13 protein-coding genes are annotated in these 12791 nt (G+C 30.7%); 3 read left to right on the forward strand and 10 right to left on the reverse strand.

All coding sequences use genetic code 11. The annotated features are described in order from the left end of the window. Positions 1 to 2: 2 nt before the first annotated feature. From uca to CM240_RS15640, 4 genes are all read right to left on the reverse strand, one after another. Positions 3 to 3593, reverse strand: a complete 3591-nt coding sequence (gene uca, locus CM240_RS15625) for an urea carboxylase (protein WP_044040434.1) — start codon at positions 3591 to 3593, stop codon at positions 3 to 5. 42 nt (positions 3594 to 3635) lie between these two features. Continuing rightward, positions 3636 to 4289, reverse strand: a complete 654-nt coding sequence (locus tag CM240_RS15630) for an urea amidolyase associated protein UAAP2 (protein WP_044040436.1) — start codon at positions 4287 to 4289, stop codon at positions 3636 to 3638. A gap of 25 nt (positions 4290 to 4314) precedes the next feature. After that, complete coding sequence (locus CM240_RS15635) at positions 4315 to 5034, reverse strand: urea amidolyase associated protein UAAP1 (protein WP_044040438.1); 720 nt, start codon at positions 5032 to 5034, stop codon at positions 4315 to 4317. A 222-nt stretch (positions 5035 to 5256) separates the two neighbouring features. Then, entirely contained in the window at positions 5257 to 6021 is a 765-nt protein-coding gene (locus CM240_RS15640; RefSeq protein WP_044040440.1) for a response regulator transcription factor, read from the reverse strand. 236 nt (positions 6022 to 6257) lie between these two features. Between CM240_RS15640 and CM240_RS15645 the strand changes: the two genes are divergently transcribed. The 3 genes from CM240_RS15645 to CM240_RS15655 all read left to right on the forward strand — a co-directional run bounded on the left by CM240_RS15645 (position 6258) and on the right by CM240_RS15655 (position 7260). Next, positions 6258 to 6467: a cold-shock protein gene (locus CM240_RS15645; RefSeq protein ID WP_044040442.1), complete on the forward strand. Its 210-nt coding sequence runs from the start codon at positions 6258 to 6260 to the stop codon at positions 6465 to 6467. Positions 6468 to 6602: 135 nt separating this feature from the next. Beyond that, positions 6603 to 7067 (forward strand): pyridoxamine 5'-phosphate oxidase family protein, encoded by a 465-nt coding sequence (locus CM240_RS15650; RefSeq protein ID WP_044040443.1) that lies wholly within the window; start codon positions 6603 to 6605, stop codon positions 7065 to 7067. Between the two features lie 55 nt (positions 7068 to 7122). Further along, positions 7123 to 7260, forward strand: coding sequence for a hypothetical protein (locus tag CM240_RS15655; protein ID WP_156930630.1), 138 nt, complete (start codon positions 7123 to 7125; stop codon positions 7258 to 7260). A gap of 254 nt (positions 7261 to 7514) precedes the next feature. Here the strand turns inward: CM240_RS15655 and CM240_RS15660 are convergent, their stop codons facing one another. Genes CM240_RS15660 through CM240_RS15685 form a run of 6 tightly spaced genes read right to left on the reverse strand, consistent with a single transcriptional unit; the run spans position 7515 to position 12605 of the window. Further along, positions 7515 to 8171 carry an urease accessory protein UreH domain-containing protein gene (locus CM240_RS15660; protein WP_044040447.1) on the reverse strand — a complete coding sequence of 219 codons (657 nt, stop codon included), beginning with the start codon at positions 8169 to 8171 and terminating at the stop codon, positions 7515 to 7517. Next, a complete protein-coding gene (locus CM240_RS15665) occupies positions 8168 to 8962 on the reverse strand; it encodes an acyl-CoA dehydratase activase (RefSeq protein WP_044040449.1) in 795 nt (264 codons plus the stop codon). Before CM240_RS15665 ends, CM240_RS15660 begins: the two co-directional genes overlap by 4 nt. Then, on the reverse strand, positions 8937 to 10202 hold the full coding sequence (locus tag CM240_RS15670) for a 2-hydroxyacyl-CoA dehydratase subunit D (protein WP_044040451.1): 1266 nt from the start codon (positions 10200 to 10202) through the stop codon (positions 8937 to 8939). Before CM240_RS15670 ends, CM240_RS15665 begins: the two co-directional genes overlap by 26 nt. Then, the gene (locus CM240_RS15675) at positions 10174 to 11061 is read right to left on the reverse strand and encodes a 4Fe-4S binding protein (protein ID WP_044040455.1); all 888 of its coding nucleotides are present in this window, start codon (positions 11059 to 11061) and stop codon (positions 10174 to 10176) included. Before CM240_RS15675 ends, CM240_RS15670 begins: the two co-directional genes overlap by 29 nt. Next, entirely contained in the window at positions 11054 to 11440 is a 387-nt protein-coding gene (locus CM240_RS15680; RefSeq protein WP_044040458.1) for a hypothetical protein, read from the reverse strand. Before CM240_RS15680 ends, CM240_RS15675 begins: the two co-directional genes overlap by 8 nt. Further along, the gene (locus CM240_RS15685) at positions 11421 to 12605 is read right to left on the reverse strand and encodes a 2-hydroxyacyl-CoA dehydratase family protein (RefSeq protein ID WP_044040459.1); all 1185 of its coding nucleotides are present in this window, start codon (positions 12603 to 12605) and stop codon (positions 11421 to 11423) included. The genes CM240_RS15680 and CM240_RS15685 overlap by 20 nt, the downstream gene beginning before the upstream one ends. Between the last annotated feature and the right edge of the window lie 186 nt (positions 12606 to 12791).

Genomic DNA, 12791 nt, shown 5'->3' on the forward strand with positions numbered 1-12791 from the left:
CTTTACTCCTTTACTCTTATAGATGCTACTAAATGTCCTGCATTAAGCTGATCTCCTACTGTAATATATATTTTTTCAATAGTTCCACTGTATTCAGCTGTAATAGGAAACTCCATCTTCATACTTTCTAAAATAATAATCTCTTCTCCAGCCTTAACTTCGTCGCCTTCTTTTACAAGAATTTTCCATACTCCTCCTGGAATATTTGTTAATACAGCCTCACAACCTTCTGCTATCTCTTCATCACAAATAGTAACTGGTTCATTCAACTCTGATATAAATTCATCTAGACCTTCATCTTTCCATCTCTGTCTTTCCGCTTCAAAAGCCGCCTCCTGTTTATCCTTAAAAGTTTTTATACTTTCTTTATTTTCTTCTAAGAACTTTTCATATTCTCCTAAATTGAAAGTTGTTTCTTCAATTTCTACTTCAAATTTTCCTCTTAAAAAATCTTCTCTTAGTTTTAGTATTTCTTCTGCTGTAACAGGATAGAATTTTAGTCTATCAAAGAAGTTAAGAAGCCAAGGCTTACCCTTTTTAAAGCTCTTTGTCACTTTCAACTGATTCCACATTTGAACTGTTCTTCCTACAAATTGATATCCACCAGGGCCCTCCATTCCATAGACACAAAGGTATGCCCCTCCTATACCTACTGCATTTTCTGGCGTCCATGGTCTTGCTGGATTATATTTTGTAGTTACCATTCTATGTCTAGGATCTATCGGTGTAGCAACTGGAGCACCAAGATATACATCACCAAGACCTAAAACAAGATACTCTGCATCAAAAACAATATCTTTCACTTCTTCTATACTGTCTAAGCCATTTATTCTTCTTATAAACTCAGGATTGCTTGGACACCACGGTGCGTTTTCTCTAACTGTTTCTTGATATCTTTTTGCTGCTAACTGTGTTTGTGGATCATCCCAAGATAATGGTAATTTTATTATTCTTGACGGTACTGTTATATCCTTTAATTCTGATAACTTCCTATTTATATCTATAACTATCTTTGCAATTTCTATAGCATTTATCTTACTTACATCAAAATGTATTTGTAATGATCTAATCCCTGGTGTTAAATCAATAATAGGTAATGATGTTTTTTCTAACTGTTGCATCAATATATGCACGCGGAATCTACTCTCTATATTTAATTCCATTTCTCCATATTCTACTAATATATTTTCCTCTCCAGCTAGTCTTATCTGTATTTCAGTACCCTGTATTTCTTCTTTAGCTAAAACTGCATAATTTGCTGAAATATTTGATACGTCTTTAGGTAGCTTTATTACTGAATATTGATTTTTTAAATTTTCTTCTTGAAGTTTTCTTATAACTTCAGCCTCTTCTAATGTTAATAATTTAAAACTAACTTTATCTCCTGAATGAAGTTGTCCTAACTTCCAAAGTTCACCTTTAGCAGTAGTAACCGGGCATACAAATCCTCCAAGGCTTGGTCCATCTGGCCCTAATAAAACTGCTTGATCTCCCGTTAAATCTAAAGTTCCTATTGCATAAGCATTATCATGAATATTAGATGGATGTAACCCTGCTTCTCCTCCATCTTCCCTTACCCACTGAGGTATAGGCCCGTTTAATCGAATTCCTGTTCTAGCACTATTAAAATTAACTTCATATTCTGTATTAGTTAACGTATGAAGATATTCTTCTTTTAAATATTCGCTAGTAGGTTGAGGACCTGGTATAACTCCTATAGTCCAACTATTACTGATTTCTGGCCAATACTTATTAGGAATTGATGCTATAGAATCTACTAAACAATTTTCTGTCACCATGAGTACATCTCCACCTCTAAGAGTCCTACCACCATGACCTCCAAACTTACCATCGATAAAGGTAGAACTACTGCCCATTATCTTTGGAATATCAAATCCCCCAGCTACAAGTAAATATGCTCTCATACCAACTTTACAATCTTTAAATTTCAATACTTGATTCGCCATAGCACAATTAACCCTATACCTTGGTACTGGCTCACCATCTAAAGTAGCATTCATATCAGCACCAGTTATACAAAAACTCACAGCTGTTCTAAACTTATATGTGCCCCCTCTTAAGGTAAGCTCTAATCCTGGTGCATCTTCCCTATTACCTAGCAAACTATTTCCTAATCTAAAATTATAATTATCCATTGGGCCACATGGTGGAACCCCTACAGACCAATAACCTATCATTCCTGGATAATCTTGAACAGTAGTTTGAACACCTCCATCAAGAACTTCAATAGCATACTCTTCTGGATGGAAATCCCTTAACATAGCAGTAAACAAATTTCCTTCTTTATAACTTTTGGAATCAAATAGAGCTTTTAAATATTCCATATTGGTAGTAATGCCATATACCCTTGATTTAGAAAGAACTTCTCTCATTTTTTCTACAGCATCTTTTCTATCTTGACCATGAACAATAATTTTCGCAATCATAGGATCATATAATGATGATACCTCTACTCCTTTTTGTATCCATGTTTCTACTCTTGCCTTATTACTAAAAATAACATCATCAATTTTACCGGTACTTGGTCTAAATCCATTTAAACAATCTTCCGCATATACCCTTACTTCAATAGCATGTCCTTCTGGCTTTTTCACTAACTCCTTTAATCCCTCAAGATCATCAGCTGCTTCATTCACCATCCACGAAACAAGATCAACACCAAAAACTTCTTCTGTTATTCCATGTTCCACCTGAAGTCTAGTATTTACTTCTAAGAAGAAAAATTCTTCCGTATTTTCGTCATATAAGAACTCTACAGTTCCCGCACTTCTATAAGATGCTACTTTTGCTAACCTTTCAGCAGCTTCATACATTTCTTTTCTTACTTTATCTGTTAAATTAGGAGCTGGACTTTCTTCAACTACCTTTTGATTTCTTCTTTGAACAGAACAATCTCTTTCTCCTAAAGTAACTACTTCCCCAAAAGAATTTCCAAATATTTGTACTTCAATGTGTCTAGATTTAACAATATATTTTTCAAGAAAAACCCCTGAATTATTGAAATTTGCTTCTGCAAGATGACATACAGCTTCATAAGCATTAATAAGTTCTTCCTCTGAATTACATATTCTCATTCCTATTCCACCGCCACCAGCTGTACTCTTCAGTATTACAGGATAACCTATCTTCTTTCCTTCTTTTACAGCTTCATCTAAGCCTGTTAATAAACCTGTTCCTGGTAGTAATGGAACTTTTGCTTTAATAGCTAGTTCCCTTGCTGAATGTTTTAATCCAAATAATTCAATTTGCTCCGCTGTTGGACCAATAAATTTAATACCATGGTTTTCACACTCTCTTGAGAACTCTGTATTTTCACTTAAAAATCCATATCCGGGATGAATTGCTTCTGCCTTTGTTTTAATTGCTGCATCTAATATTTTTTTAGCATCTAAATATGTTTCATTAGCACTTCCTTCTCCTAAAAAAACAGCTTCATCGGCATTTTCTACATGCAAACTATCTTGATCTGCCTTTGAGTAAACAGCAACACTTTTTATCCCCATAGCTTTTAATGTTCTCTCTATCCTTACCGCTATTGCCCCACGATTTGCAATTAGTACTTTCTTAAACATACTTACTCCTTTCTATTTATCTCTACAAATTGATAAATCCCTTTATTTTTTGTCCCATATAATTAAACGTACGGGAGTTGGATTATAGGCATTACATGGATTATTTAATTGTGGGCAGTTACTAATGAGAACCATGGTATCCTCTAACGCTTTCATTTCTACATATTTTCCTGGCGCAGAAACACCATCATCAAATTTTAACCCCCCCTCTTTTGTAACTGGAACATTCATAAAAAAGTTTATATTTGGTGCTAAGTCTCTTTTACCTATACTAGAATTACTTTTAGCTAATTGAAGCATAAAACTATCTCGACAATTGTGCATATCTATTTTTTCTCTACTATAACGCACAGTATTGCTTTGTGAAGAGCAAGCTCCACCTATAGTATCATGACGTCCTGTCAAATCTGCTGTAATCTCAAGAAGCGGCTTTCCTGATTCAGTTCTTAAAATACTTCCTGTTGTAAGGTAAATATTTTTTTGCATTACTATCGTAGTTATCGCCCCATAATGGTCTTCAGGATTTGCTAAATCATAAAAAGTAGTATCTACCGCCTGATTTCCTTCTAAATCTAAAATTCTTAGAGTCTGACCAGAAAATAATTTATGCATCCATCCATCACCAGCAAGAACAACCTCATCATATATTGCATCTTCAATCTTTAATTCACTCTCTTTTTTTATAAATCCATACATTTTAACTCCCCCATTCATAAAAACTTTATATTCCAAGCAAATTGTTATAATCCCAAGTATTTTCAAAAGCTCTATAATTCTCAGGTCTATGATTTACACAGTGATCCATTAAGTCCACCGGTGGTGCATCGTATACTTCTATTGACACTGGTACTGCTGGATACTCGTTAGATTCGTCTAAAGAATTCGGTGTATTTGAAAAAATTACAATTACATCCATCTCTGTTCTAAGGGTTACTGTTGAACCTTCTTTGCAGTGATCTTTGGCATAATGCATGCTACCATCTTCCTCAACATAAACCTTTGAAAATAAATTTACACAAGGAACTAAATCTCTTAATGACATATTATTTCTAACTAACTCCACTAAAAAATTTTCTTCACCACTTCTTAACCATTGATTTTTACTATCTCCATATGTGGTTTTACCATACTTGTCATCTATCATCTTTCTAGTAGAATAACCTGAGATTGTATCATGCCATCCAAGGCTATCTTCTACAATGCTAGCTAAAACTCGTCCATTATCACTCATTAATACATTACCTTTCGTAAGATAAGCAGTGTATTGTGACTTTAATGTATCTGGCATATTATATCTTTCTGAAATATCTCTCATGTTATATAAAAGCATTGATACATTTGCATTTTCTCCTAATGCCTTAAAGTGTATATACTTTCCTTTTCCTATATTGCCGGACCATTTCTCTCCTGGTATTAATGTTTTACTCCAAATTTTTTTCATTGTGCTTCCACCTTTCTATAAACATTAATCACTGTTACATAAAATTAATTATTGTAATAAAAAAAACGGCACAAACTTTTTAGTCTGCACCGTTGCATTTCCTTTTAACAATTTAAATTTTAACATTATGCTATTTTTCAAACAATTGACCAAAATACTTATTTTTTTATAAAAAAATAGAACTATAGTTGTCATAGTACTACTAAAGTTCTATTTATGATGCTAAGTTTCGTTCAGCAATGCAATTAGCTGAGTCCTACTCTTTACTCCTGTTTTCATATAAATATTGTATATATGCTTTTTAACTGTAGATATGCTTATTATAAGCTTTTCTCCTATTTCTGCATTTGAATAGCCTATCTTCAATAACTCTGTAATCTCCCCTTCTCTTTCAGATAGCTCATATCGAGATACAAAATCTTCTGAATTTCCTCTAGACATAAAGTTATCATTATCCCTATTAGTTAATCTACATATTATATTTGTTAGATGTTGTTTTAATATATCTAAAATATACATATCCTTATTAGTAAAGTCCCCAAAATCTTCACTTCTAAATAAATTAATTATACCTACGGTCTCTCTATCCTTTACACATAGTATCCCACAACCATAAGGAATATCTTCTTGGTGTAGAAAATTTTTATAAAACTCCGTCTTCTTTCTGATATCATTTTCTAAAATATCTGTATCTCTATAAATTTTAGTACTCTTGGCAAAATCTAAAACATATTTTAAATAATCTATTTCATAAAAATCACTAATATACTTCTTTTTACTTTCCTCACTCATATTAATAAAATAAGATTTTTTATTTTCTATATTACCTTCCTCATCAAAAACAATAAAATATCCCTTTGTATACGGAATTATCATCCTAAACATCTTAAGTAATGTAACAGTGAACTCTTGCAGAGTTCTTATTGTGTATATCTCTAGCAACATGTCATTTATAGTGTTCCATTCATTCTCTTTAAGTTTTTCCATATATAAAGCCCCCCTTAAATAAAAAAAAAGACGTAACAAGGCAATATAAATTGCCTCATTACAATCTTTAATTATATGTTACTATCTTTTCCCATATGTTTCAATATCTTTAAGCCTTAATAATAATGCTAATATTTCTACAAATTTTATAACTTATATTAGTAATAATTTAAATACTAATGGATATTCTAATATTGTAATATTTTTTATTACTTAATTTTCAACAAAGGAGCATTATTATGTCAATAACTGGTATAGTTAAATGGTACAACAAAGATAAGGGATATGGTTTCATTTCTTGTAATGAAGGAAATGATGTTTTTGCACATCATTCTCAAATTAAAGAACATGGATCTGAAAAAGATTTACACGAGGGCGAAAGTGTAACTTTTGATATTAAAGAAGTTGAAAAAGGACCTATGGCAGTAAATATTCAAAAGCTATAGAACTCTTATAATATACTTCCATATATAAAAAAGCTGTAGTAAATTTAGAAAACTATTTACTACAGCTTTTCTCTATACTTATTAGTAAAAAAATTATATAATACTTATTAATATAAAATAAAGGAGGTATATAATATGAGAGAAATGAGACGTAAAGATAGAGAATTACCTATAGATTCTACGAAAGAAATACTGCAAACCACTGAGTATGGTGTTCTTTCTACAGTAGATGAATATAACACCCCTTATGGTGTTCCTATGAGCTTTTCCTATGATGGCAAATCAATATATCTACATTGCGCTCTTGAAGGCCATAAGATAGACAACCTATTAAATAATTCCAATGTATGCTTTACTGTAGTTGGTCCTACTGAAGTTATCCCAGATAAATTTACTACTAAATATTCATCAGTTATTGTATTTGGTAAAATATCTATCGTTACTGATACAGAAAACAAAATGTACGGAGCTATGAAGCTAATAAAAAAATATAGTCCTGATTTCATATCTGAAGGTTCCGCTTATATTAATACAGCTTTTAATAAAGTTAATATACTTAAAATTGATATTATGAAAATCACCGGTAAGGGCAGATCTTAATATGTGCTTTTATCTCTTTATATATTATTTACCTTCTAAGATATTCAGTGGGGATTTGACAACAAATAGAAAATGGATTGAAAAAGAATTAGAAACTGTTACTGAAAAATATCCAATTGTATTTATGGCAAATGGTACAGGGGTTCCATATATAAAATATGAAGCAAGCTGTACGCAATTGCCATTAGCATAAGCTTTGAAATGGACTTATGATGTAAGCAAAGTAAGCATTCTTTAAGCAGCCTCCTATGATAATTTTATTTTATCTTAGGAGGCTACTATATTTTTTATTTTAAAGGCTTTATTTCACAGTCTCACTTTTAAAAATCTCGTCATATTTAACAAATCTACTATTTCTTCTAATTTTTACTTTTAAATCACAAATTTTAATTACATAGCAGTCTAATTTTCCATTGGGCTTCGATAATATGTACATTATATAATATTCTAATAATTAACGTTAAATGCCATCAATAAAATTATACCCGCCGATAAAAGTTGAACTATTTTATAATACTGTGGTATCTCTTCTTTTATCTTTATTACTATTTGTCCAATAAGTGGTGCATAAATAATTACCGAGAAAATTGAATTAGCCACTCCAAAACATAACATTAATGCCATTGCTAAAAATATATCTAAAGTTGCTGCATAAGTTAATGAAATTATCAATGGGCTACAAGGAATTAATCCATAAATTAAGCCAATTATAAAATATGACATTTTATTAAGCCTTTCGAATTTTGAGCTGTTAGCCTTACAAGATTTACAGCAGCTACACTGCTTATGCTTTACTATATTAAGTATAATAATAAAGGCAAAAATTATACTTATTACACGAAAAACATTTGAAATTATACTTGGAAACTTCTGGCCAAAGTATTCAATGATAAACCCACCAAAAACCGATACTAATAATCCCAAAATAATATAAATGCTTATTTTACCTAATGTAAATATACTAACAGCTTTTATACACTCTCTTTTATTTCTACCCTCTCCAATCATTTTTCCAATTAATAGCGGAGTTGAAATTGAACCACATCCAATACCACATCCGAAACCTGTCATTATTACTGTAGAAAATATCATTATATTTGTCATAGCGTATCCTCACGTTCCTTTGCTATTAATGCTGCACCTATGGCACCATTGAATTGTGCGTAGTTAGCTTCATGAACATCACATAATAATTCATCTTCTATTGCCATTCTCAATCCACCATTCTTTGCACCGCCACCAGTCATTAGAATATCACCATTACTTTTATACTTTTTTGCTAACCTTGCTATTCTTTTTGCCATTGATATATGAATTCCTGCTAGAATATCATTTCGATCTTTTTTCTGTGCTATTAAAGAAATTACTTCCGTTTGGGCAAATACAACACAAGTACTATTTATGTTGCAAGGTGCTTTACTTTTCATTGATAATTCTGTAACTTTATCAATAGTTGTCTCCAACAATCCACAAATAACCTCAATGAACTTTCCTGTACCTGCAGCACATTTATCATTCATTGTAAAATTCCTAACACCAAAATTGTCATCTAAACTTATTATTTTACTATCTTGACCTCCTATATCTATAATTAAAGAAGTCTTTATACCCTCTGGAGATGTAAGCTTTGTACCATATGCATGAGCTGTTATTTCTGAAATAGTGTCATCTGCAATAGCTATATTTCTCCTACTATATCCAGTAGCAGTAATATGAGCGATCTGACTACTAGATATATTGGCTCTTTCAAGTAATATATCTCTTAAATTCTTAGCTGTCTTATCATTATCAATTCCTGTAGGCGAAACTTCAGTACAAACTACTTTATCTCCTTTTATTAAAGCACTCTTTACATAAGTAGAACCAGCATCAAACCCTAGATAATATTTTTCCATTTTTCTCACGTCTCCTTTGCTCTATCATTTCTACAAAACCCTCAAATCTGATTTTTAATTGTTCAATATCCTCTTCAGAAAAATCGGTTTCAATGCGTAAAATTGGTATATCTAGCTCTTTCGCTTCCTTTTCTATCATTGATAACTCAAAATCATATGGAATACATCCTCTTAAAACATGATATATAATTCCTTCTGCTTCAGTCTTTTTAACCTTTTCAAATAGAGTTCTCTTTCTATCTTCAACATCATCAAAAACAGGACATGTACATGCAGATATATATCTTGCCACTAATGCTCTTATCATACTATCTTCACTTTCATCCTTTGGTATTACAGGATCATATAACATTCTTCCTGATAAGCATGATTCATCTCCAACTATTTGACCTCCTAACTGTTCTAATAATAATAGAACTTTATAATTAGGGAAACTTATCGGTGAACCAGCTAAGTATATCCTAGGCTTCTTATTTTTTCTCTTTTCTCTATTTATTAATTTTTCTTCAATAGACTTATTTAATTTTTCAACATTTCTTCCCCATAATAATGGATTACTATAACAAAAACTATTTAAAACTAACATTACTGTAGACCCATCAACAGGAGGGTCTTCCATTTGTAAATAGCTAGATAATATATAAGCCTGCTCTTGAGCATAATTTATCTCTTTATATGCTTGCAACATTTTTCCTGCTTTAAATTTTCTTCCAGATAAATTTTCTAATGTGACAATAAGACCTTTAATATCATAAACATTCTTCTCAAAATTTGAAGCATTTTTAGAAACATAAAAAGGCATTGGAATTACAGGTAAATACTCTGCCATCAATTCTGCACTTTTTCGTTTTCCTTCACAAGTCATAGGTATAATTGCACATTTACATTGCTTGTATATAGGTAAAATATCCATATATTGAAAAGCTAAAGATGCTTTTATAACAGGGCATGCATCTCTTGGAACAATCTCATCACCTACTAAAGCTGCTGTACTATGACTAGCACAAAGTCGTAAAGGCCTATATCCAAAGCCATAAATAATTTCGTCAGGTATCATAATACAATAGGTTCCAATATATTCTTCATCACTTTCCTTCATTTCTACAAAAGAATCATAAAGTATATTAATAAAATAATTAATTGTTGGAATCTCTTCAGCTTTACACTTAAAGTTTGCTAAAGTAGAGCTAGCAATTCGCTTTATATTCCTCTCATATCGCTCTTTTATTCTTTCTTTCATTCCCTTTATCTCTCCTTTTAGAAACTAAAATTTTCTTTCTTAAAAAAGTTAATGATAAAACCTTATCTTCCGGGCATGCTTCTATACATTTCATGCACATTATACAATCTGAATGAGTTACATCTGGATTATTTTTTATTTGATATATAGATTCAATTCCCATTGGACAAACTTCAACACATGCTCTACAGCGAGTACATCCTGCACAACTTTTCTTTATCCTTACAGCAGAAACTTTATTAAATAGCCCCATTAAAGTACCTAATGGGCAAACTTCACAAAATGCACTTTCCTTCATAAAACACAATCCTGATACAACTCCGGCAATTATAATACCTGCTATATTAAACCCTGGAAAAGATCCAGCAAGTGGCATCATTATATACTTGACTGGGCATAATCTACAAAAGCCTATCCCAAAAATTAAGCATATTAATACTAACCATTTACAGAGCTTAACTATAGGTCTCATCTTAGTAGAAATAGTAATAGGTGATATTTTTAATTTTCTACGAATTATAGTGAGAATATCTTGAAAAAATCCGAATGGACATATAAATCCACACCAAATTTTCCCTAATAATAAAATGCTTCCTATCATTAATAATAAATAAAATAACGTAGTCCCATTAATCTTCTCAATAAATCCATTTATATTTGTTAATGATTTGCATATTCCATTTGCTGTTTTCCCATTTACATAAACACATTGAAAAACAGGCACATAAAAACCTCTATTCTCTCCTAAGATATATGCTCCATAAGATAATATAAACGTTGATATTCCTTGAATAACAGTTCTAAATAATTGTATTTTTTTTATCTTCTTACGAGGTACTAAGTTACTCTTTTTATCCATTCATATTTTCCTCATTTCTCCCATAATATAAAACCGGAAGAGCCGTAACTTTTCTTCCTATTAACCATTTATTTATTGTATATAAGATAACTGCAGAAAAACTACCAACACCAAAAATAGCTGCCAATACCAAGTACACCTGCTTCGAATCCGTAGTTTGTTCTTTTCCTCTAGAATTATGCTGTGAATCTGATTCCTTTTTCTTACTTGTCTCATCCTCTTTATTTGTTATTCCACTCTCCACAATTACATTTGTGTTATCATTATTTGCACTAGAATTTCTATTTTTTTCACCATAAGCAAAGGTATTAATATTTAAGAATATGCAAATTAGTAAAACTACACTAGTAACTATCCATTTATGCCATTTTTGATTCATCTCTCTCCCTCCTTTTATCATAAAAAGAATTTATACCCAATAATTCTGAAAAGGCTTCAATCCTTATAGCAATTTGTTCTTTATCAGCCTTCGTGCTATCCGTCTCAATACATAAAAATGATATATTCTTTTTCATGCAGTTTTTTTCTAATTTCCCTGCATAATATGCTGATAATAATTGTCCCTTTAATAAATGGAAAATTACTGCATCTATTTCTTCGTTAATTTCAATGTTAGGTCTGCTTATCATATTATTTGAATATTGATTTTTATAATGAATCTCATATATTTGATCTAATAAAAGTGGCAATGGTAACTTTTTATTTAATCCACTATAATCATAAGGATACGGAACGTAGCAATTGCTTTTATATCTATATATACCATTTTCATCTAATAAAGAAGTGATTTTATAGTTAGGAAATTGTATATCACTACCAGTTAAAAATATCTTTTCATTTAGTTTAGTATTTTTGGGCAACTTATTTATTAGTTTTTCAACTTCATTTTGCCATTCTTCAATATCATCAGTTAGATAATATGTCTCTTTAATAAATATTTTTAATTTTGTTTCTAAGATTGAATTATCAATATCTTTAAATAATTTATGTGATTTAGTAATAGTTTCTGCGCTCTTTAGCAGTTTCTCTTTAGTAATTACAGTTTTTAAAATTGACATTAATTTTCTTATAATATCTCTTTGATCTTGCTTGAACCTTTTTGGTACTTTTTCTAATAAAAATGGTTCCTCAGATACAAATAATACTCTATAACCTTCTTGCTCTAAGTAATATTTTACCTTCCTATTAGAATCATTGTTATTATATACTAATACTGCTCTTAATTTATCTTTTAACTGCAGCTCTTTGTTTAATAACAAATTTGTAATAGTTTTAGTAGTAGTGTCTGATATTTGTGGAAATATCTCTTCAGTTTCATCAGGAATTTTTTCAAAGCCCCCTGTTAAATATATAGGTGCCCCACCACAACTACGGATAAAAATTTCTGGATAATGAACTGATGTTATGCCTATAGAATTTTGATTATTGATATTTTTTAAATAATTAGATGCTATACCTTTAAAATAATTGCAATACTCTGAAAATTCCGCCTCTGAGATAAATTCTATATATTCATTAATTTCTTCTCTTATTGTATCTGGCATCTCCTTCCTCTCCTTTCTTATTGAAAATGATTTTCATTTTTATGGTATTACTTTTATTTTCCATTGTCAATTATTGTTAAATATTTTTATAAAAATATAATAAAATATCTAAATATTTTTGAAATCGAAAAAGAACTGTTATTTAATAGTTATTTTCCATTAAATAGAAGATGTTTCGTAATTTTT

Origin of the sequence: Clostridium bornimense, assembly GCF_000577895.1 — a bacterium.
GTDB classification, from domain to species: domain Bacteria; phylum Bacillota; class Clostridia; order Clostridiales; family Clostridiaceae; genus Clostridium_AN; species Clostridium_AN bornimense.

Bases quoted from the DNA above. Each gene is read 5' to 3' on its own strand.
- uca (WP_044040434.1), bottom strand. From the start codon at position 3,593: ATGTTTAAGAAAGTACTAATTGCAAATCGTGGGGCAATAGCGGTAAGG.
- CM240_RS15685 (WP_044040459.1), bottom strand. From the start codon at position 12,605: ATGCCAGATACAATAAGAGAAGAAATTAATGAATATATAGAATTTATC.
- CM240_RS15630 (WP_044040436.1), bottom strand. From the start codon at position 4,289: ATGTATGGATTTATAAAAAAAGAGAGTGAATTAAAGATTGAAGATGCA.
- CM240_RS15640 (WP_044040440.1), bottom strand. From the start codon at position 6,021: ATGGAAAAACTTAAAGAGAATGAATGGAACACTATAAATGACATGTTG.
- CM240_RS15675 (WP_044040455.1), bottom strand. From the start codon at position 11,061: ATGGATAAAAAGAGTAACTTAGTACCTCGTAAGAAGATAAAAAAAATA.
- CM240_RS15665 (WP_044040449.1), bottom strand. From the start codon at position 8,962: ATGGAAAAATATTATCTAGGGTTTGATGCTGGTTCTACTTATGTAAAG.
- CM240_RS15670 (WP_044040451.1), bottom strand. From the start codon at position 10,202: ATGAAAGAAAGAATAAAAGAGCGATATGAGAGGAATATAAAGCGAATT.
- CM240_RS15680 (WP_044040458.1), bottom strand. From the start codon at position 11,440: ATGAATCAAAAATGGCATAAATGGATAGTTACTAGTGTAGTTTTACTA.
- CM240_RS15660 (WP_044040447.1), bottom strand. From the start codon at position 8,171: ATGACAAATATAATGATATTTTCTACAGTAATAATGACAGGTTTCGGA.
- CM240_RS15650 (WP_044040443.1), top strand. From the start codon at position 6,603: ATGAGAGAAATGAGACGTAAAGATAGAGAATTACCTATAGATTCTACG.
- CM240_RS15635 (WP_044040438.1), bottom strand. From the start codon at position 5,034: ATGAAAAAAATTTGGAGTAAAACATTAATACCAGGAGAGAAATGGTCC.